We start from the raw sequence: 18,874 nt of genomic DNA on the forward strand, positions 1-18,874 counted from the left end.
TAAAGGAGAAAAGGTAAAGAATCAATTTAATCAAATAATCCAAAAATGCTGCTCATCTAAAGAGCAGCATTTTCTTTATTCCAGTGTGCTGTAATCATTTCATAAGCGAATTGTACCTTTTCTTCTGTCGGTGGTTCCACATGCTGTAATGGATATTCAAGTCCAAGTGCTTCCCATTTATAGACACCTAGCTTATGGTAGGGAAGGATCTCAATTTTTTGCACATTTTCAAGCGTACCGATGAATTCCCCAAGCTTTTGAAGGTCTTCTGGATCATCTGACACAGTAGGAACTAGCACATGGCGGACCCAAACAGGTACTTTACGTTCAGATAAAAACTTTGCAAATTCAAGGATATGATCATTTGCCATTCCTGTTAACTGAATATGTTTCTTGCGGTTTATATGCTTCAAATCGAGTAAGATTAAGTCTGTATACTGTAATAACTCTTCAAGTTGTTCAATAAACAGTTTAGAGTGTGAGAAACAGCCACCGGATGAATCAATGGTCGTATGAATCCCTTTCTTTTTACATTCCTTAAACAATTCTGTAAGGAACGGTATTTGTAGAAGTGGTTCGCCGCCGCTTACAGTAATTCCTCCACCAGATGATTGGATGAAAGGCAGGTAGGATATTAGATCATCCATGATTTCGGAAACGGTCATCTGTTTGCCGCTGCCAATTTCCCATGTATCAGCGTTATGACAAAACTGACAGCGTAATAGGCAGCCTTGTGTAAATACAACATAGCGTATACCTGGTCCGTCGACTGTTCCTAATGTTTCAATCGAATGAATATTTCCGTTCATGATGAAATCCCCCTTTAATTTTAAAGCAGGAGCGCCTTGAAAAAAGGAGCCCCTTAATCTAATTTACAGTGATTCGTGGAAAGTACGGTTTATTACATCAAGTTGCTGTTCTTTTGTTAATTTGATGAAGTTTACCGCATATCCAGAAACACGAATGGTTAATTGTGGGTATAATTCTGGGTGTTCCATTGCATCCAATAATGTCTCTTTGTTAAAGACGTTAACATTCAGATGGTGACCAGATTTTATTCCATATCCGTCTAAAATTGACACTAAGTTACGAACCTGACTTTCTTCTTCTTTCCCTAATGCTTTAGGAACGATGGAGAAAGTATTTGAAATTCCATCCATTGCTGAACTATATGGAAGTTTCGCAACAGAAGATAGCGAAGCAAGTGTACCTTTTGTATCACGACCATGCATTGGGTTTGCACCTGGTGCGAATGGTTCGCCGGTACGACGGCCATCAGGTGTATTACCAGTCTTCTTACCATAAACGACATTTGATGTAATCGTCAAGATTGACATTGTATGAACGGAGTTTCGGTAAGTTTGGTGCTTCCGTAACTTTTTCATAAATGTTTCAACGATTTCAACTGCAATGCTGTCAACACGGTCATCGTTATTTCCGTATTTTGGGTAATCTCCAGTTGTTTCGAAATCAACAGCAAGGCCGTTTTCATCACGAATTACTTTTACTTCACCATATTTAATTGCACTTAATGAGTCAGCGACTACGCTCAATCCAGCAATGCCTGTTGCCATTGTACGTAAGATCTGAGAGTCATGTAACGCCATTTCAATTCTTTCATAGCTATATTTATCATGCATGTAGTGGATAACATTCAAGGTATTAATATATAAACCTGCAAGCCATTCCATCATTTGATCAAATTTCTGCATAACTTCTTCATAATTTAATACATCGGAAGTAATGGGTTGGTATTGTGGACCAACTTGAATTTTTAACTTTTCATCCACACCACCGTTAATGGAGTAAAGCAAAGCCTTTGCAAGGTTTGCACGAGCACCGAAGAACTGCATTTGTTTACCAATCTCCATTGCAGATACGCAGCAAGCAATTCCGTAATCATCGCCATACTCAGGACGCATAATATCATCGTTTTCATATTGGATTGAACTCGTTTTTATTGACACTTTGGCACAATATTTTTTAAAGTTTTCAGGCAGCTGTGGTGACCATAATACCGTTAAGTTTGGTTCCGGAGCGGGACCTAAGTTATCTAATGTATGAAGGAAACGGAATGAGTTCTTTGTTACTAAGGAACGACCGTCAGATGCCATACCTCCAATAGACTCAGTTACCCAAGTTGGGTCTCCGCTGAATAAATCATTATAATCTGGTGTACGAGCAAATTTTACTAATCGAAGTTTCATAACAAAATGGTCTACTAATTCCTGTGCCTCAACTTCGGTTAAAGTTCCATTTTCTAGATCTCTTTCTACATAAATATCTAAGAAAGTAGAAACGCGTCCAAGACTCATTGCAGCACCGTTCTGCTCTTTAATCGCTGCTAAGTATCCAAAATATAACCATTGGAATGCTTCTGCAGCTGTTGTTGCTGGCGTAGAAATATCAAAGCCGTGACTGCTGGCCATTTCTTTTAATTCTTTTAAAGCACGAATTTGTTCTGCAATTTCTTCGCGAAGACGCATATTGTCTTCTGTCATTACTTTACTAGTATCTTTATGATCGTTTTGCTTTTGTTTGATTAAGAAATCTACACCATATAGAGCTACACGGCGGTAGTCTCCGATGATTCGACCACGTCCGTAGGCATCAGGAAGTCCTGTAATAATCGCCGCTTTACGTGCCAGCATCATTTCGTCTGTATAAGCATCGAAAACCCCTTGGTTGTGAGTTTTACGGAACTCTGTAAAGAATCTTTCGATTTCTGGATTTAGTTCGTATCCATAAGATTCTAATGCTGCTTTTGCCATCCGAATTCCACCGAAAGGCTGCATAGAACGATTAAAAGGCTTGTCAGTCTGAACGCCAACTACTTTTTCAAGTTCTTCATTAAGGTAACCAGGTGTGTGTGAAGTAATCGTAGATACTGTTTCAGTATCCATGTCTAAGACTCCGCCTTTTTCACGTTCCTGTTTTGTTAGTTCCAATACTTGTTCCCAAAGCTTATTTGTTGCTTCAGTTGCTCCTGCTAGGAAGCTATCGTCACCTTCGTATTGATTATAGTTTTTGAGTATGAAATCACGTACGTTAACTTCTTTTGTCCAAGAACCTTTTGTAAAACCTTTCCACTGTTCCATTATTATTTCACCTCGTAAGTTTGTTTAATAATTAATATAACTGTGTAGCAGTTATTTCTTAACTAGAGTGTAACAGATTTTTTGTGAATGAAGTCACGTATATTGTTAACATATTGTGAACCTTAATTTTTTATTGATATATCAAGGTTTTTGTGTTCTATGTAAAAGGAATAGGTATGGTTGATTTTAATAACTGTACTATAATTATTTTGGGAAAAATGAGAACTGTTATATAAGAAATTATCAATAATACCAACATGTTTATAGTGTAAACTTATGAAACAGATACCCATCTACAATTAAAAAAGCAGGAGAGAAATCTCCTGCAAGCTGTCGAGAAAGTATGTTTTGTTATCTTAATTATAGGACCACAGTGTGTGGCAATTCTAGTTTAATGCTCCCCTGTTGATTGGAGCGGAAGGTGCGAACTCCTGCGGGAGTACGGGGCAGGGGGAGACCCCGCAGGCGCTTCAGCGCCGAGGAGGCTTCCCGGCACGCCCGCGGAAAGCGAAGCACCTGGAGCGGAAATCAACAGGCCACTGAGCAGGCACGAATTTTTAAAAAATTGTAGGTTAGACTCTGATTAAATAAAAAAATTGCCGAGAAAGATACCCTTTCTCGACAATCTGGCAGGAGAGAAATCTCGTGCTTTTAATCGACGATGATATCAGCAATCATTGGGCCATTATGATCTCTGTCTCCATGGACTTCACAAATCAAACGATAAGTACCCTCTTTATCAATTTGAAGGGGGACCATGGTTTCTTCCCCTTTCTTGACGGTTCCTTTGATGTCTGTCCCTTCAATATAGAATGGGTGCTCCTCCCCGTTAATACCACTAATAAATAAATTTACCTTTTCACCAGCATCGACATTAATTGTACCTGGGTCCCAACGGTATACTTCTATTTCCTTTCCGTCTTTCATCGTCGCTTTGTACTCTACTGTTACCATATGAATTTCTCTTACATTTTCGCTTGCTGTTTGATTGAACACAGCTGTATCGCCTGCTTTTAATAGAAACCAAGCAGAAATGGTTACAAGTAAGAATGCCGTTACTAAAATAAAGACAAGTGTATCTTTCTTTAATACTAAAAATCTCATATTAACCCCCCAATAATTTGTCCTATTTCATGTTTATGCAGAGAAGGGAGGTAAACTTGTCTCTTTTTTAATAATTTTTTTCTATTGCTCATACATATACTTCATTTAAGTAATATTTCTTTGTTTTTCCAGTTTAAGAGTTTATAGTTAGAACAGTATTGAAAGTATAGGTGGTAATCTACGGGTATGAAAAAAGGAAAATTATTTACCGTTGTAAAATTTCTCTTCCCATTACTATTATTAACTTTTGCTCTCCTTGAAATGAAAAAGTTTATCGGGAATTTAGACCTTGGATTACTTCAAACTGAAATTTCTCAACTACATATAGGTACTTTACTCCTTATTTTTATCGTGTTGTTTGCGGCAGTTTTGCCGATGCTCCTTTATGATCTTATGTTAATAAAGGTTCTTGGGTTAAAAGCAAGGAGAAAAGAAGTCATAGAACAAGCATTAATCGTTAATACCTACTCAAACTTATTTGGTTTTGGCGGACTAATTGGGGTGATGTTAAGAACCTATTTCTATCATAAATGGGAAGAGGATAAACGGCGATTAGTAGGTGGAATTGCGGCAGTTTCCTTATTTTATATGACAGGAATGTCCTTGCTTGCCTTAATTGTAGCAATAGGATATATGAATCATCCCATTTTTGTACAAACGAAATGGCTATATTTTGCTGTTCTGGCTGTGTCAATCTATTTGCCGATATTTTCTGGAATACATGTAATTAAAAGTAGAAGGGACAAGCAGTCATTAATCACCATTGGAGCAGGAGTAAAACTTTTCTTCATTTCAGTGGTAGAGTGGACAGCAGTCTTTTGTGGTCTTTGGTTCTTATCTTGGAGTATGAATATCCCACTCACCTTTGAACAGCTTTTTCCTGTTTATGTTGTGGCGACTTGCGCAGGTATTATTAGTATGATTCCTGGCGGCCTTGGTTCATTTGATCTAGTATTTATTTGGGGAATGCAGTACTTACATGTTCCAGAAGAAAAAGTCCTCGTTGTCCTTTTATTCTACCGAATTGGATATTATTTGCTTCCATTTTTACTCAGTACTGTTCTTTTTATTAAGCGATACTGGGAAAAATGGAACAAATCATGGAGTAACATTCCTAACACAATCGTCCAAAATGTTAGTCACGTTGCCGTAACAGTACTCGTCTTTCTCTCTGGTTCAATCCTGCTATTATCTGCAAGTGTCCCTGGCATCATTGACAGACTTAGAATCGCTCAGGAAATTTTATCATTTCCGATTATAAATATTTCCCATCAACTTTCAGTAGCTGCGGGCTTTCTCTTACTAGGATTGTCGAGGGGAATCGAATACAGTGTGAAAAGGACCTACGATTTGACAATGCTTGTGTTAATACTTGCTGCCTTGTTTTCAATATTTAAAGGTATTGATTATGAAGAAGCTATTTTCCTTATCAGTGTTGCATTATTGCTCAGAATGTCAAAAGGACAATTTTATCGTGAAAGTTATGTCCTTACTTGGGGAAAAACGACTGTTGATATCCTTATCATCACGGTCATTATTTCGATGTATATAGTGATTGGCTACTCTAATTTACCATCAGCAAAAATTACCATACCGTCACAATTTTTGCCTTATGTCATTGAAGATTCATCGGATTTATTTACCAGTGCGATTATCGGTCTGCTGATTGCATTACTGATTCTTTATGCAGGGTATATAATAAGCAAACCAAAAAAGTGGAAATTTGAAAATTCTATTGATCATAAGAAGGAGATATTATCCCACTTAAACACCTATCATGGGAAAGTTTTGTCCCATCTCATCTTTCTCCATGATAAATATATTTTTTGGAACAGTAAGAAAAACGTCTTAATTTCATTTCAACAGTACGCAGACAAACTAGTGATTCTTGGAGATCCAATTGGTGAAAAAAGTGAATTGTCTCATGCGATAGAAGAGTTCCAAGAAATTTCCGATCGATATGGATATACCCCCGTTTTTTATCAGGTAAGTGATGATATGCTTCCATATCTCCATGGAAACGGATACACCTTATTTAAATTAGGTGGGGAAGTATCAAAATACGCATTCGTAAGTGAAAAAATTGCAGCGCAAATTTATCTACATGGTAACGAAGTATATCCTTTTCAGGATTTAAGAGAATTTAAAGAAAAATATACGAATAATTGGGAGTCAAAGTATTTAGGGTATAGGAGAAAGTCTAAATTCTCTCTGCCATTAACGATGACCCAAATAACATTATTGATATCCAAGCGAAGAATATAGGAAAAGCCATGGAGAGAATTCTCTTCATGGCTTTTTTTGTACCAAATTCGAGAGCAATAGCATGAGGAAAGAAATAATGACCATTGACAGAACCAAGGACCAAGCTAATTTCATATTTCCGGATTCCATCGCAACATATATCGCAGTTGGGGCTGTTTGTGTTTTTCCAGGTATATTTCCAGCAAACATTAGCGTTGCACCAAATTCGCCAAGAGCCCGTGCGAAGCTCATGATCAACCCTGAAATAATAGAAGGTAGTGTTAATGGCAGTGAAACAAATAGAAAAACTTTAACTATACCTCCACCATCAACTCTTGCTGCATTTTCAATATCCTGATCAACCGATTGGAAGCCTAGTTTTACCGATTGATACATAAGTGGAAAAGCAACAGTTGTGGAAGCGATAATTGCGGCCCAGGGGGTGAACATAAGGGAATGTTGAAAAAAATCCTCGATAAAAGCACCAATTGGACTGTTTCTGCCAAAAAAGTATATTAATAAGAATCCTATCACCGTGGGCGGTAAAACAATAGGGAGCATAAGGAAAGTCTCGAGAATCATCTTCCCTTTAAAATGCTTATTATATAATAGTCGTGCAAAAAGGACCCCTAAAAAACTAACAATAATGACAGAAATAAATGCGATTTCAAGTGAGAATCTAAGGGGATACCAAAATTCGTATGTAAACATGATTATCAATCCAATACTATAAAGCCATATTTTTCAAAAATTGTTTTGGCTGTATTACTTTGTAAATAGGAAAGAAATAACTCAGCCTCTTTTTTATTCGAAGTGGATGTTATGATGCCACCAGGGTAGATAATAGGATCGTGAGACTGTTCTTCCGCAACTGCGACAACTTTTACTTTATCAGAGACTTTTACATCTGTCATATAAACAATGCCTGCATCCACATTACCTGTTTCTACATAGGTTAGAACTTGACGAACATCCTTTGTTTGAATGACTTTTGTGTGGATTTGTTCCCAAATACCAGAATTTTGCAGGGTTTGTTTAGCATATTTACCGGCTGGAACGGATTCGGGTATACCAATCGCAATTTTTTTGATTTGACCAGAGTTTAGATCAATAAATCCATTTATTTTAGCAGAGTTTTCTTTGTTTGTAATTAAAACGAGTTTGTTCCCTAATAATTCAGTCTGATTTTGTTTATCGATTAACCCTTCTTGTGTTAATGCAATAAAATGTTCTTGTGAAGCAGAGAGAAAAAGATCAACGGGTGCCCCTTGAAGTATTTGTTGTTTCAAAGCTCCGGAACTACCTATATTATACAAAATTTTTATCTGTTGATTTTCTTTTTCGAAAATCTTTTTTATCTCTATAAGGGATTCATTAAGACTTGCTGCAGCAGAAATGGTTAATTCTACGGGTTTTGTTTGGTGTGATTCTTTTGGTGAACAAGCGGATATGCCTAGTAGTACAATAATCGCAATACCCGCAAGAAAAAATGACTTTGTCATGAATTACTTCCTCTCAAATACTATCAAAGTTTCTTCTTTCATTATAACGAAAGTATATTCTTCCTAAAAGTAGTGAGCAATAAAAAAACTGCCTGGGAGGCAGTCTTAAGTATGAATCTATAATTGTCCTATGTTGTTTAAATCTATTGAAGTCTGCTTTCAACTTGCTGACAAACTTCATCTGCGCTCATTCCATTTGCTTCAATAACAGAACCTTTTGTAAAGGTATCCTGCATTCCCATTACATTTGAATCTAAACCCGTAACAACACAGCAATCGCAACTCTGTGCGTCAGATTCCTGTCTTAATTGAACGACATCATGTCCTTTTTCCCTTAATGCTTGTTGAATATCTGTCAGAGATTCTTCTACTCCAATTTTCGCCATACAAAACACCTCCTCCTCCTAAATTATCATGCCAAAGTTCTTTGTTATTTATTCTGTATAAGACATGATAATCTTCAAAAACTAAAAGAGGAGGTGTTACCATGGGAAAACGTAAAAAGGATCCATCAACCATTGGCCTTGCTTCACCACAGGTCGAAGGCCAAGGAACAACAACAACAGAAACCGGCACCAGAGAAGCTTCCTCATCACGCAGGAAACAAAAGAGAGACTAATAATGAAAAAGCTGTGTTACAGCAATAAGTAAATTTTGGCACAAATCAACAGACAAAATTTAACAAGGAAAAAAAGCGGGCACATATTGTGTCCGCTTTAACCTTTTACTTATTGTACATCTCTGCAACTTGCTTTTGTACTTCACTATTTTCAAGATACTCATCGTATGTCATTTGCTTATCAACCAATCCATTTGGAGTTAATTCAAAAATCCGATTCGCGATGGTTTGGATAAACTGATGGTCATGTGAGGAAAAAACAAGTGACCCTTTGAAGTTAATCAAACCATTGTTTAGTGCGGTAATGGATTCCAAATCAAGATGGTTTGTTGGCTCATCAAGAAGTAAAACATTAGCGCCATTAAGCATCATCTTAGAGAGCATACAACGAACTTTTTCTCCTCCAGAAAGGACGCTTGCTTTCTTAAGCACTTCTTCACCAGAAAATAGCATTCTGCCTAAGAATCCTCTTAAGAAACTTTCACTTTCATCTTTAGGAGAGAACTGGCGCAGCCAATCCACTAGATTTAGTTCGCTGTTTTCAAAATACTCGGAGTTATCCTTAGGGAAATAAGCTTGAGAAGTGGTAATACCCCATTTAAAGGTTCCGCTGTCAGCTTCCATTTCACCCATTAATATTTTGAAGAGAGTTGTTTTAGCAACTTCATTCGGTCCTACAAGAGCAATTTTATCACCCTTGTTCATAAAAAAGCTGACATTATCTAGTACTTTAACGCCATCAATTGTCTTTGATAGACCTTCTACCATTAATAAATCATTACCAATTTCACGCTCCGGTGTAAATCCAACAAATGGATAGCGACGGGAGGATGGACGAATATCGTCAAGAGTAATTTTATCTAATAACTTTTTACGGGAAGTTGCCTGTTTGGATTTAGATGCATTTGCACTAAAACGAGCAATAAAAGCTTGAAGTTCCTTTATTTTCTCTTCTTTCTTTTTGTTTGCATCAGAAGTCAGTCTTGTAGCTAATTGACTTGATTCATACCAAAAATCATAGTTACCTACATAAATTTGAATTTTTCCAAAGTCTAAGTCTGCAATATGAGTACACACTTTGTTTAAGAAATGACGGTCATGGGACACGACGATGACTGTATTTTCAAAGTTAATTAAGAACTCTTCTAACCACTGAATCGCCTTAATATCTAAGTGGTTCGTCGGCTCATCCAATAATAAGACGTCAGGTCTGCCAAAGAGAGCCTGTGCAAGAAGAACCTTAACTTTTTCTGACCCTGTTAATTCAGCCATTTTTTTATAATGTAAGTCTTCACCGATACCTAGACCTTTTAATAGAATAGCTGCTTCCGGTTCTGCTTCCCAACCGTTTAATTCAGCAAATTCACCTTCAAGTTCTGCTGCTTTCATACCATCTTCATCCGTGAAGTTTTCCTTCATGTAAATGGCATCTTTTTCTTGCATAACTTGGTATAGTCTCGCATGACCCATGATAACGGTTTTTAATACTTCTTGTTCTTCGTATTCAAAGTGGTTCTGTTTTAAAACAGCCATCCGTTCATTGGGACCTAGTTGAACTGTACCTGTTTGAGATTCAATCTCTCCAGATAATATTTTTAAAAAAGTTGATTTTCCGGCGCCGTTTGCACCAATTAGACCATAGCAATTTCCTGGTGTAAATTTAATGTTTACATCTTCGAATAACTTCCGGTCTCCATATCTTAAACTTACGTTACTTACAGTTATCATTTATAATTATCCTCCAACAGCAAAATATCTACTAATTATACCATTAAAATGGGTGAAGAGCGAATTCTTTGTTGAATGAGACGTTTTAATAGGAGAAAATAAACTAAATTGCAGAAAATTTTTCTAATTTTTTTTCGTAGTTTTCACACTTTATTCATATTTTTGTTGTAGAATTGTTATAAAGAAGTACTGAAGGAATAAAGTAGGTGAGAAGTATGTCGAAAAAGCAACTTACTGAACTTGTTACTAAGTTAAAACAGGCCGGAATCAAAGCAAGTTTAACAAAACCTAAGTCCAACTACCTATTATCTCTACAACAAATAAAAAAATTTCCTTCATCGGTGAATTAAATAGGTATTAAAAAGCGATTAATCCCAGGGACTAACCGCTTTTTTTATGCTCTTATTCAAGTTCATCCATAATCTCCTCATAGACCTCTTGTTTATCAAAATCTTCTCCCATTGGAAACTTTGAAATGTATTTGTTATTTTCATCGAGTAAATAGATGAAAGAAGTATGAACAAATTGTCCGTTACCAGGGTCTTTATATTGGAACTTTAGTGATTCGGCAACTTCCCTAATCTTTTTCTGGTCAGCTTTGATATTTTCCTGATCACCTGTAAGGAATATCCAATTGTCGGAATTTTGAATTTCAAAAGCATTCATATATTTTTGTAACAGTTCAGGTGTGTCTCGGTAGGGATCTATCGTGATTGTAACGAATTCAATTTCTTTACCAAAGACGTTTCTTTTTTCTAAATCGTCCTTTAATTCAACCATTTTTTGGGTGGTAGTAGGGCAAATATCGGGACAATGAGTATAAATAAATTCGACAAGCTTAATTTTTTTATCCTCACCAAAATTATACGATTCACCATTCTGATTAATTAAGGTGATATTTGCTGGGACTTTTACACTTGCATCGCGGATAAGAAAATAAGATATCCCTGCTGCAATCAATAGGAATACTGCTAGACTACATATTAGATAGATTTTTTTCATGATTTTTTCCCCCTCCTACAATAAAGATAAAGAAGTTTTTAGTAAAAAGATGTGGATATTTGGTGAACAAAATTGCTTCTTATACCTGGGGAGAAACCTAATCAATCGTACAATGGGAGACAGGGCAGTTTTCGCAATCATTTTCTCTCTTTAGATAATCCAGATTATGGATAATGATTTTTTTATGGTCTATGGAAATAACCTTTCTTTTTTTTAAATCAGTTAGCATTCGACTGACGATTTCCCTTGCTGTTCCACAAAAATGAGCTAAATCCTGTGTAGTGATAGGAACAGTTATATGAATTCCGTCCTCTTTATGCAAGCAATAACTGTTTGAAAGCCGAATTAAGGTAGAATAGAGAGCACCTTTTTTTCCATATAGCACTAAATCTCGGAATTTTGTCATCGTACTTCTAATATGGTCATTCATCCATTTTATAAACTGATATCCCAGATTGCTATTCTGAAATAATGCTTTTTCAAGATAGTCCAATTGAATACCTGCGACATAACCGTCTTCCATTACCCTAGCATTGAAAATATATCTTGGTTCTTCAGTAAAAAGGGTTAACTCACCAACAATGTCGTGCTCTGTGCATAAACGTAAATATAATTCCTGACCTACAGCGTTCATCTTTGATATTTGTATTCTTCCGGATAGAATCAGATACATTTCAGAAGCATGCTGACCTTCTTGAAACAAAAACGATCCTTTTTTTATCTCAATTATTCTCCCTGAAGCATGTAAAAGTTCAATTAATTCTTCGGTTAAAGGATGCTCTGTTTTGGTGTTAATCATGAATACCACCTGTTACAATTATTTGACCTATTTTAATCATACGTCCTTATCAAGCAAAGAAATAGGCAATCTAAAGTCAATAATGTTAAACATTTATGACTTTTTGTATATAATAAAAAAGTGATGGTAGAGTTTCATCTCAATTTTGACATTTTTTTCTGATTATTGTATTCTTTAAGGGGATTAATACTTTCTAAGAAAAAGGAGTTATGTTGTATGTTAGGTGTCGTTCTTAACTAATCCAATCAATTGGATATTTTTCATTCCGATTATACCTTGTTCAATTTTTGATTGGGATAAGGTCTATTTATGTTTGGAATGAAGTTAAGAACAATGGGCATACCATGCATACAATTCTACTCCATGTTGCTGTGTACATTCATGTAGGCAGTATTTTTATGGATAAAATTGTATATTCAAGACGAGCAATTACTCGTTTTTTATTTAGTGTAGCCGCAATGACATTGTTCATTGCGGTTATTTTTATATCATTTGGAGGGAAAAACATTGAATTCACATACATTTAAAGTTTTGGAAGTACAAAAAATAAAAGATAGAATAGCGGAATTTGCACTAACAAGTGAAGGAAAAGAAAAAATCAATAACCTTTCCCCATCGACGAATTTGAAACAAATTGAAGCATGGCTTGATGAGGTTTCTGAAGGCGTTGAAATATTAAAGATGAGTTCAAGTGTACCAGTTCATGGTCTCGGAGGAATGGAACAAATTTTATCGAAATTAAACAAAGGGACAGCATTACGTCCAGATCAATTAACCAAGCTATATGATTTCTTAGATTGTTGTGGGAAAATGCGCAGGTTTATGAAGGATAAAGAGTATTTAGCACCGAGAGTAACCTCATATGTTGAAGTAATTGAGGAATTACCGGACCTAGCAGGTGAAATTAATCGATGTATTCGAAATGGCAGAGTAGACGATTATGCCACAAAAGAGATACTGAAAATCAGAAAACAAATCGCCATTCAAGAGGAGCGGCTAAAAGAAAAAACCTTGCAGTTGATTCGTTCTAACAAATATAAAACGTATTTGCAAGAGAATGTTGTTAGTCAAAGAGATGGGAGGTACGTAATACCTATTAAGAAGGAATATCGAAATAAAATAAAGGGAGCTGTTCTAGATACCTCAGCATCTGGTTCAACGTTATTTATTGAACCTGAAGAAATTGCTGTCTTTCAGGAGCAATTGACGTGGCTGCATGCAGATGAAGAGGTTGAGATCCAAAAAGTTTTGAGCTACTTAACTGGATTAGTAGAGGAGAAGGAACCGCAAATCCGGTTAGCTATCGAAACAATGGTCCACTATGACTTTTTGTTTGCTAAAGCAAAATATAGCAGGTCTATTAATGGTGTGAAGGTTGGGGTAAATGATGAGCAGGAGATAAAGTTAATTCAGGCAAAGCACCCACTAATTGGTGATCTGGCAGTTCCGTTATCTGTAAGGATGAAGGAAGGGCAGAATGCACTTGTCATAACGGGGCCGAATACAGGTGGAAAAACGGTAAGTATAAAAACAGTTGGATTGTTGACTCTTATGGTTCAGTGCGGCCTCCATATTCCTGCATCTGAAGAAAGTAATCTCAGTGTTTTTCAGCGGATTCTAGTGGATATTGGTGATGGTCAAAGTATTACTGAAAATTTAAGTACTTTTAGTTCAAGGATTGTGAATATCATTGAAATTCTTAAGGATACAAATGACCAGTCATTGATTCTCCTAGATGAGCTTGGTTCCGGAACCGATCCAGGTGAAGGGATGGGTCTAGCGACTGCCATCTTAGAGCAGCTTTTTGAAAAAGGGGCGATGATTTTAGCGACCACTCACTATAGTGAAATAAAAGAGTTTGCTGAGGAGCATCCAGGATTTATGAATGGATCGATGGAGTTTGATCTTGAGACACTTAGCCCGACCTATCGGCTGAATATAGGAAGAGGGGGAGAAAGTCAGGCTTTTGCCATTGCCTTAAAACTAGGAATTCACCCAAAAATCATAGAGAGAGCACATCAAGTAACCTATAAAGAAGTAAAAACTTATGCTCATAAGGAAACAGATAGTTGGAAACAGAAGGAATTAGAAAAACAAGTGATTGTTAATAAATATAAATATCGGAAAAAAGTGGTTAATCCTGAGGCAAAAATCGTTATTTATAGTCAAGGAGATAATGTGAAAATTTCACCGACAGATGAATTTGGGATTGTGTATAGCGGACCCGATCCGCAAGGAAATTATATTGTTCAAGTAAAAGGTGAAAAAGTAGCAATTAACCACAAGCGAATAAAACTTTATATCGCAGCAAGTGAACTTTATCCCGACGATTATGATTTTGATATCATTTTTCAAACGAAGGATAATAGGAAAAAAAGTAAAATCCTTTCTAAAAGGCATGATGATGAAATAACCATTGATCATACAGATATATAAGTAGAAGCCTTCCCTAACCGGAAGGCTGATTTTATTTGCGTATTTTTTCAGCAAGTAGTTGTTTCACTTGGTTATAACTTAATCCTGATTGGCTATTTAATCTTTTTACTTCTGCAATATCCGTACCAACTACCGTAAATTTTCTATCTGTAGTTTTCATTTAAATATTCCTTCCTATTATTGTTTATGGTAAAGATTGTTTTTTTAGCAATGAAAAGGACATTTTTGGTACATACTATAAAAAAAGGAGGCGGTTCCCATTTTTTATGGTAAAAGGGCTAAAGATGAAGAAATTGAAGTAATTATGCTTGAAACCGAAATCTATTCTTGTATGGATAATGCTTGTATAGGCTGGATGAGAAAGGATTTTGTCACGGACGACTTGCTTTGCCCAATGTGTGGAAACGAAATGGCTGCAGAAATAAGAGAGCTTCCGAAAATATAAAATATAATGAAGAAAGTATTCAAAAAGACTGTCAAGATAAATGACAGTCTTTTATTCTTCTCCAAAATCAAAGAAGTGACCCTCGAATGCTTGTTGTGCAGATTCAGAAGTAGGGAAAAGAGCGTCATCGTCTTCAATGACATGAAAGGTTTCGTTTAGAAATAAGGCAAGTGCATTAGGATCTTTTGGATGCGCAACAATTTCTGCAGCTCGTATATTCGCAACAGTAGGTACATGTGGATTACGATAGATCACAAATACCTCGTCTCCAGGCTTAGCACTTGCAATATTAATCATATCCATACCAGTTACCTTCCTCTTTTTATAGATTTTCGTTTTGCTGGCGGATTTCATCACCGGCCAACATGATGGTTGCATCCTCAATATCCTTATGTTTGTCTACTGAGTCACCAGGAACATATTTTTGAGAAGGATAAATTCCTCCTTGAATGGATGTTTGCTTCTTATTGGTTGAATTCGTTTCCTTTCCCATACAAACACCTCCTTTTTTAAGCTTTTGCTTTCTATAAGGGGTTTATTCTTTCCTTTATTTACAATACAAAAAACTCCCCTGATTTTGGGGAGTAAGTTAACTTATTCTCTATTCGTCTTTAGTAGCTAAACAGCGATCGCATTCCATTAAGTAGCTTTCTGCTTGTTCTTCCATATGCTGCCCACATTCAGGACATGCCTTTTTTGGCAAAGTGCGGAAAAATTCAACTGGATTCATTAACATAGTAATACCCCCTCGTTTTTTAATACAGTTTATTAACATTCAATTTGTTCTAGTACAGATAAAACAAAAAAATAGTGCTTTTTATTCTTCTCTCTTAGCTAAACAACGGTCACATTCCATTAAGTAGCTTTCTGCTTGTTCTTCCATATGCTGCCCGCATTCAGGACATTCCTTTTTTGGCAAAGTGCGGAAAAATTCAACTGGATTCATTAACATTAAAAATCTCCTCCTTTTTTAATACAGTTCATTTATTATCAACCTGTTGTAGTACAGTATAATCAAAAAAAGTAAGTTTGTGTAGTCCTTTTTAAAAAATAATTTATTTTTTTTGAAAATTGATACATTTATCCTGTATTAGTATCCTGTGAAAATTAGTTCCTTCCTATGTATGATGAGAAAAAATTAGTAGGTTAAAATAATGTGAATTCGACAATTTTGTGAACAAAACTCTTTTCTCACACATCTGTTTACCTTACAATCAAAGTAGAAAGAGATTTAAGTAAAAGGGGGGATGCTGTAAATGGACACAGTATCAGGCGAATTTCATCCATTCTTAATTGTAATTGCCATTGGGTTAACCATCATGGCTTCATATACAGGTTTAGATATGTTTACATTAATAAAAAATTCGAAGCATAACAAAAGACTTTTATATCTTGGCGGCTCCTTATCTATGGGGATTGGGATTTGGGTAATGAATTTTGTCGGTTTGATTGCAGTTGATCTTAATCGCTTTTCTAGTTACCAAATTCCCCTGACAATTTTATCGATCTTTATAGGGATAGCTTTTTCGGGAATGGCTTTTATTCCTTTATTTAGGAAAGAAATACGATCTATTCATTTGTTTTTTGGAAGTTTATTCTTAACAACTGCTGTTTTTTCTATTCATATAATAAGTATTTACGCAATGAATCTGACGATTAAATACAATGTTCCACTTTCTATCTTTTCGGGACTATTAATATTTGGATCTTTTTTATTTTCTTTATGGATTCTCTTTTCTTCAAAAGCCTACTCAAAAGGAAGTCAAACTTGGTTAAAGCCTATTAGCGCCTTGATCATATCAGGTGCTATTGCCCAAGGGCATTTTCTGTTAAAAAGAGCGACAACGATTATTTCAACCAATAATACTGTAAATGGCCTAATTTACCAGGAAACTTTTTTAATCTATTTAGTATTATTTGTAACTGTATTAATTATTAGTGGGTTAATCGCTTCAAGTACATTAATCAGTAAGCAACTAGCTGAATCGGATACGAGCTTAAAGGATATCAAAGCAGCTTTAGACGCCTCAACCATTGTAGCCATTACCGACCCCGAAGGTACAATTGTTTATGTAAACGATAAGTTTGAAGAAATCTCAAAGTATAAAAAGGAAGAAATTATTGGTAAGAACCATGGTTTGTTAAATTCAGGATACCACTCCAAAGAGTTTTTTCAGAATTTGTGGTCAACCATTCAAACCGGAAGGACCTGGCGGGGTGAAATTAGAAATAAGGCGAAGGATGGCTCTTTTTATTGGGTAGACACAACGATTGTTCCTTTCTTAGATAAAAAAGGGAAGCCTATCCAATATATTGCCATTCGTTCTGATATAACCAATCGAAAGAATGCCGAGAAGGCGCTTTTAGAATCGGTTAAAGAAACACAAGATATTACATTTGCTCTCGACCAATCCTCCATCATTGCGATTACTGATGAAAAGGGGAAGATTACGAGTGTAAATGATAAGTTCTGTGAGATATCAAAATACAATCGCGAAGAATTACTGGGCCAGGATCATAGAATATTAAATTCTAGTTACCATTCAAAAGAATTCTTCAAGGATTTGTGGCGAACGATTGGTCATGGAATCGTATGGAAGGGAGAAATTTGTAACAGAGCAAAAGATGGTACACATTATTGGGTAGATACGACGATTGTTCCGTTTTTAAATGAAAAAGGAAAGCCATATCAATATGTTGCCATTCGAACAGATATTTCGGATCGAAAAAGAGCAGAAGAACATTTAAAAGAATCGATAAAAGATAATACAGATATACGCTTTGCGCTTGACCAATCCACAATCGTAGCCTTTACAGACGCCAGAGGAATCATTACGAGTGTAAATGATAAATTCTGTGAAATCTCAAAATACAGTCGTGAAGAGTTAATAGGAAAAGGCCATTCAATATTAAACTCAGGTCATCATTCAAAATTGTTCTTCAAAGAATTATGGAAAACGATCGGAGAAGGAATGGTTTGGAAGGGTGAAATCAGAAATAAAGCGAAGGATGGAACTTACTATTGGGTGGATACGACGATTGTTCCTTTCTTAAATGATAATGGGAAGCCATATCAATATGTAGCGATTCGCAATGATATTACAGAGCGTAAGAAAACGGAAGAAGTACTCCACCGCCAAGATAAATTGGCAGCTGTTGGTCAATTGGCAGCGGGAGTTGCACATGAAATCCGAAATCCGCTTACCTCAATGAAAGGATATGCTGAATTCCTAACATTAGATGAGAAGGATCCTGAACGCTTAGAATTCATCAATATCATTCTCGATGAAATTGAAAGAGTAAATACAATTGTGGAGGACTTCATGGTTTTGGCTAAACCGAAGATGGTGGAACTTGAAGAAAAGAACGTGGTTCCAGTCATTAAAAATGTGGTATCCCTGCTTGAATTTGATGCAAGAAAGAAGCATGTGAAACTTTCGTTTGATTGTCCTCATGAAATTATTCAGATTGAGTGCGATGAAAACCGGTTAAAACAGGTGTTTTTAAACTTTATTAAAAACGGAATTGAAGCAATGCCAAATGGCGGCGAATTACATGTTAGAACGATGATTCAGGATAACAATGTTCAAATTTCGATTCAGGACACAGGTGTGGGGATTCCAAAGGAAAAATTGATACAACTGGGCGAACCATTCTACACGACAAAGAAAAATGGGAACGGGTTAGGATTAATGGTCAGCTTTAAGATTATTGAAAATCATAATGGTAAAGTGTTTGTTGAAAGTGAGCCAAATAAAGGAACCACTTTTAATATCTTTTTACCCGCAAAACCAGCATGAAGAAAACGGAAGAGAATCTCTTCCGTTTTTTATTATTCAAAAAATAGACAATTATTTTTTAAAAAACAAAGCTACTTTTACGATAAATAGATTAATA

Annotated in this window: 19 protein-coding genes; 5 read left to right on the plus strand and 14 right to left on the minus strand. The window is 35.9% G+C overall.

What is annotated here, in order from left to right; genetic code table 11:
- Positions 1 to 56: 56 nt before the first annotated feature.
- The 3 genes from pflA to QUG14_RS28195 form a co-directional block, all read right to left on the minus strand.
- Positions 57 to 809, minus strand: coding sequence for a pyruvate formate-lyase-activating protein (gene pflA, locus QUG14_RS28185; RefSeq protein WP_289343763.1), 753 nt, complete (start codon positions 807 to 809; stop codon positions 57 to 59).
- A gap of 63 nt (positions 810 to 872) precedes the next feature.
- Positions 873 to 3,098, minus strand: a complete 2,226-nt coding sequence (gene pflB / locus QUG14_RS28190) for a formate C-acetyltransferase (protein ID WP_289343764.1) — start codon at positions 3,096 to 3,098, stop codon at positions 873 to 875.
- Positions 3,099 to 3,749: 651 nt separating this feature from the next.
- Entirely contained in the window at positions 3,750 to 4,202 is a 453-nt protein-coding gene (locus QUG14_RS28195) for a cupredoxin domain-containing protein (RefSeq protein ID WP_289343765.1), read from the minus strand.
- Between the two features lie 186 nt (positions 4,203 to 4,388).
- On the opposite strand from QUG14_RS28195, the gene QUG14_RS28200 reads away from it, so the two are divergent.
- Complete coding sequence (locus QUG14_RS28200; RefSeq protein ID WP_289343766.1) at positions 4,389 to 6,467, plus strand: phosphatidylglycerol lysyltransferase domain-containing protein; 2,079 nt, start codon at positions 4,389 to 4,391, stop codon at positions 6,465 to 6,467.
- 24 nt (positions 6,468 to 6,491) lie between these two features.
- Here the strand turns inward: QUG14_RS28200 and modB are convergent, their stop codons facing one another.
- From modB to QUG14_RS28215, 3 genes are all read right to left on the minus strand, one after another.
- Complete coding sequence (gene modB / locus QUG14_RS28205; protein WP_289343767.1) at positions 6,492 to 7,157, minus strand: molybdate ABC transporter permease subunit; 666 nt, start codon at positions 7,155 to 7,157, stop codon at positions 6,492 to 6,494.
- Positions 7,158 to 7,162: 5 nt separating this feature from the next.
- On the minus strand, positions 7,163 to 7,948 hold the full coding sequence (modA, locus tag QUG14_RS28210; protein WP_289343768.1) for a molybdate ABC transporter substrate-binding protein: 786 nt from the start codon (positions 7,946 to 7,948) through the stop codon (positions 7,163 to 7,165).
- 143 nt (positions 7,949 to 8,091) lie between these two features.
- Positions 8,092 to 8,334, minus strand: coding sequence for a YkuS family protein (locus QUG14_RS28215; RefSeq protein ID WP_289343769.1), 243 nt, complete (start codon positions 8,332 to 8,334; stop codon positions 8,092 to 8,094).
- 101 nt (positions 8,335 to 8,435) lie between these two features.
- Here QUG14_RS28215 and QUG14_RS28220 point away from each other — a divergent pair, with 101 nt between their 5' ends.
- Positions 8,436 to 8,567: a YuzL family protein gene (locus QUG14_RS28220; RefSeq protein ID WP_289343770.1), complete on the plus strand. Its 132-nt coding sequence runs from the start codon at positions 8,436 to 8,438 to the stop codon at positions 8,565 to 8,567.
- A gap of 105 nt (positions 8,568 to 8,672) precedes the next feature.
- Here the strand turns inward: QUG14_RS28220 and QUG14_RS28225 are convergent, their stop codons facing one another.
- The 3 genes from QUG14_RS28225 to QUG14_RS28235 all read right to left on the minus strand — a co-directional run bounded on the left by QUG14_RS28225 (position 8,673) and on the right by QUG14_RS28235 (position 12,096).
- Positions 8,673 to 10,295, minus strand: coding sequence for an ABC-F family ATP-binding cassette domain-containing protein (locus QUG14_RS28225; RefSeq protein ID WP_289343771.1), 1,623 nt, complete (start codon positions 10,293 to 10,295; stop codon positions 8,673 to 8,675).
- Between the two features lie 402 nt (positions 10,296 to 10,697).
- Positions 10,698 to 11,297 (minus strand): SCO family protein, encoded by a 600-nt coding sequence (locus tag QUG14_RS28230; RefSeq protein WP_289343772.1) that lies wholly within the window; start codon positions 11,295 to 11,297, stop codon positions 10,698 to 10,700.
- Between the two features lie 97 nt (positions 11,298 to 11,394).
- Positions 11,395 to 12,096, minus strand: a complete 702-nt coding sequence (locus QUG14_RS28235) for a Crp/Fnr family transcriptional regulator (protein ID WP_289343773.1) — start codon at positions 12,094 to 12,096, stop codon at positions 11,395 to 11,397.
- A gap of 507 nt (positions 12,097 to 12,603) precedes the next feature.
- Between QUG14_RS28235 and QUG14_RS28240 the strand changes: the two genes are divergently transcribed.
- On the plus strand, positions 12,604 to 14,532 hold the full coding sequence (locus QUG14_RS28240) for an endonuclease MutS2 (protein ID WP_289343774.1): 1,929 nt from the start codon (positions 12,604 to 12,606) through the stop codon (positions 14,530 to 14,532).
- 31 nt (positions 14,533 to 14,563) lie between these two features.
- Here the strand turns inward: QUG14_RS28240 and QUG14_RS28245 are convergent, their stop codons facing one another.
- Positions 14,564 to 14,692, minus strand: a complete 129-nt coding sequence (locus QUG14_RS28245; protein WP_289343775.1) for a hypothetical protein — start codon at positions 14,690 to 14,692, stop codon at positions 14,564 to 14,566.
- A 99-nt stretch (positions 14,693 to 14,791) separates the two neighbouring features.
- Between QUG14_RS28245 and QUG14_RS28250 the strand changes: the two genes are divergently transcribed.
- A complete protein-coding gene (locus tag QUG14_RS28250) occupies positions 14,792 to 14,977 on the plus strand; it encodes a cold-inducible protein YdjO-related protein (RefSeq protein ID WP_221823963.1) in 186 nt (61 codons plus the stop codon).
- Between the two features lie 51 nt (positions 14,978 to 15,028).
- Here QUG14_RS28250 and QUG14_RS28255 read toward each other — a convergent pair whose 3' ends face one another.
- The 4 genes from QUG14_RS28255 to yhfH (QUG14_RS28270) form a co-directional block, all read right to left on the minus strand.
- On the minus strand, positions 15,029 to 15,280 hold the full coding sequence (locus tag QUG14_RS28255) for a transcriptional regulator SplA domain-containing protein (RefSeq protein ID WP_289343776.1): 252 nt from the start codon (positions 15,278 to 15,280) through the stop codon (positions 15,029 to 15,031).
- A 19-nt stretch (positions 15,281 to 15,299) separates the two neighbouring features.
- The gene (locus QUG14_RS28260) at positions 15,300 to 15,470 is read right to left on the minus strand and encodes a hypothetical protein (protein WP_289343777.1); all 171 of its coding nucleotides are present in this window, start codon (positions 15,468 to 15,470) and stop codon (positions 15,300 to 15,302) included.
- Between the two features lie 108 nt (positions 15,471 to 15,578).
- Positions 15,579 to 15,713: a protein YhfH gene (yhfH, locus tag QUG14_RS28265; protein WP_289343778.1), complete on the minus strand. Its 135-nt coding sequence runs from the start codon at positions 15,711 to 15,713 to the stop codon at positions 15,579 to 15,581.
- An 81-nt stretch (positions 15,714 to 15,794) separates the two neighbouring features.
- Positions 15,795 to 15,929, minus strand: coding sequence for a protein YhfH (gene yhfH / locus QUG14_RS28270; protein ID WP_082799471.1), 135 nt, complete (start codon positions 15,927 to 15,929; stop codon positions 15,795 to 15,797).
- 304 nt (positions 15,930 to 16,233) lie between these two features.
- Here yhfH (QUG14_RS28270) and QUG14_RS28275 point away from each other — a divergent pair, with 304 nt between their 5' ends.
- Entirely contained in the window at positions 16,234 to 18,777 is a 2,544-nt protein-coding gene (locus QUG14_RS28275) for a PAS domain S-box protein (protein WP_289343779.1), read from the plus strand.
- Positions 18,778 to 18,874: the final 97 nt, after the last annotated feature.

It is taken from the genome of Neobacillus sp. CF12 (assembly GCF_030348765.1).
Taxonomy (GTDB): domain Bacteria; phylum Bacillota; class Bacilli; order Bacillales; family Cytobacillaceae; genus Neobacillus.

Excerpts from the sequence above, each read along its gene's own strand:
- QUG14_RS28215 (WP_289343769.1), bottom strand. The coding sequence starts at position 8,334 with ATGGCGAAAATTGGAGTAGAAGAATCTCTGACAGATATTCAACAAGCA.
- QUG14_RS28200 (WP_289343766.1), top strand. The coding sequence starts at position 4,389 with ATGAAAAAAGGAAAATTATTTACCGTTGTAAAATTTCTCTTCCCATTA.
- QUG14_RS28195 (WP_289343765.1), bottom strand. The coding sequence starts at position 4,202 with ATGAGATTTTTAGTATTAAAGAAAGATACACTTGTCTTTATTTTAGTA.
- yhfH (WP_289343778.1), bottom strand. The coding sequence starts at position 15,713 with ATGTTAATGAATCCAGTTGAATTTTTCCGCACTTTGCCAAAAAAGGCA.
- modB (WP_289343767.1), bottom strand. The coding sequence starts at position 7,157 with ATGTTTACATACGAATTTTGGTATCCCCTTAGATTCTCACTTGAAATC.
- QUG14_RS28225 (WP_289343771.1), bottom strand. The coding sequence starts at position 10,295 with ATGATAACTGTAAGTAACGTAAGTTTAAGATATGGAGACCGGAAGTTA.
- QUG14_RS28235 (WP_289343773.1), bottom strand. The coding sequence starts at position 12,096 with ATGATTAACACCAAAACAGAGCATCCTTTAACCGAAGAATTAATTGAA.
- yhfH (WP_082799471.1), bottom strand. The coding sequence starts at position 15,929 with ATGTTAATGAATCCAGTTGAATTTTTCCGCACTTTGCCAAAAAAGGAA.
- pflA (WP_289343763.1), bottom strand. The coding sequence starts at position 809 with ATGAACGGAAATATTCATTCGATTGAAACATTAGGAACAGTCGACGGA.
- QUG14_RS28245 (WP_289343775.1), bottom strand. The coding sequence starts at position 14,692 with ATGAAAACTACAGATAGAAAATTTACGGTAGTTGGTACGGATATTGCA.
- modA (WP_289343768.1), bottom strand. The coding sequence starts at position 7,948 with ATGACAAAGTCATTTTTTCTTGCGGGTATTGCGATTATTGTACTACTA.
- pflB (WP_289343764.1), bottom strand. The coding sequence starts at position 3,098 with ATGGAACAGTGGAAAGGTTTTACAAAAGGTTCTTGGACAAAAGAAGTT.
- QUG14_RS28275 (WP_289343779.1), top strand. The coding sequence starts at position 16,234 with ATGGACACAGTATCAGGCGAATTTCATCCATTCTTAATTGTAATTGCC.
- QUG14_RS28255 (WP_289343776.1), bottom strand. The coding sequence starts at position 15,280 with ATGGATATGATTAATATTGCAAGTGCTAAGCCTGGAGACGAGGTATTT.
- QUG14_RS28230 (WP_289343772.1), bottom strand. The coding sequence starts at position 11,297 with ATGAAAAAAATCTATCTAATATGTAGTCTAGCAGTATTCCTATTGATT.
- QUG14_RS28260 (WP_289343777.1), bottom strand. The coding sequence starts at position 15,470 with ATGGGAAAGGAAACGAATTCAACCAATAAGAAGCAAACATCCATTCAA.
- QUG14_RS28220 (WP_289343770.1), top strand. The coding sequence starts at position 8,436 with ATGGGAAAACGTAAAAAGGATCCATCAACCATTGGCCTTGCTTCACCA.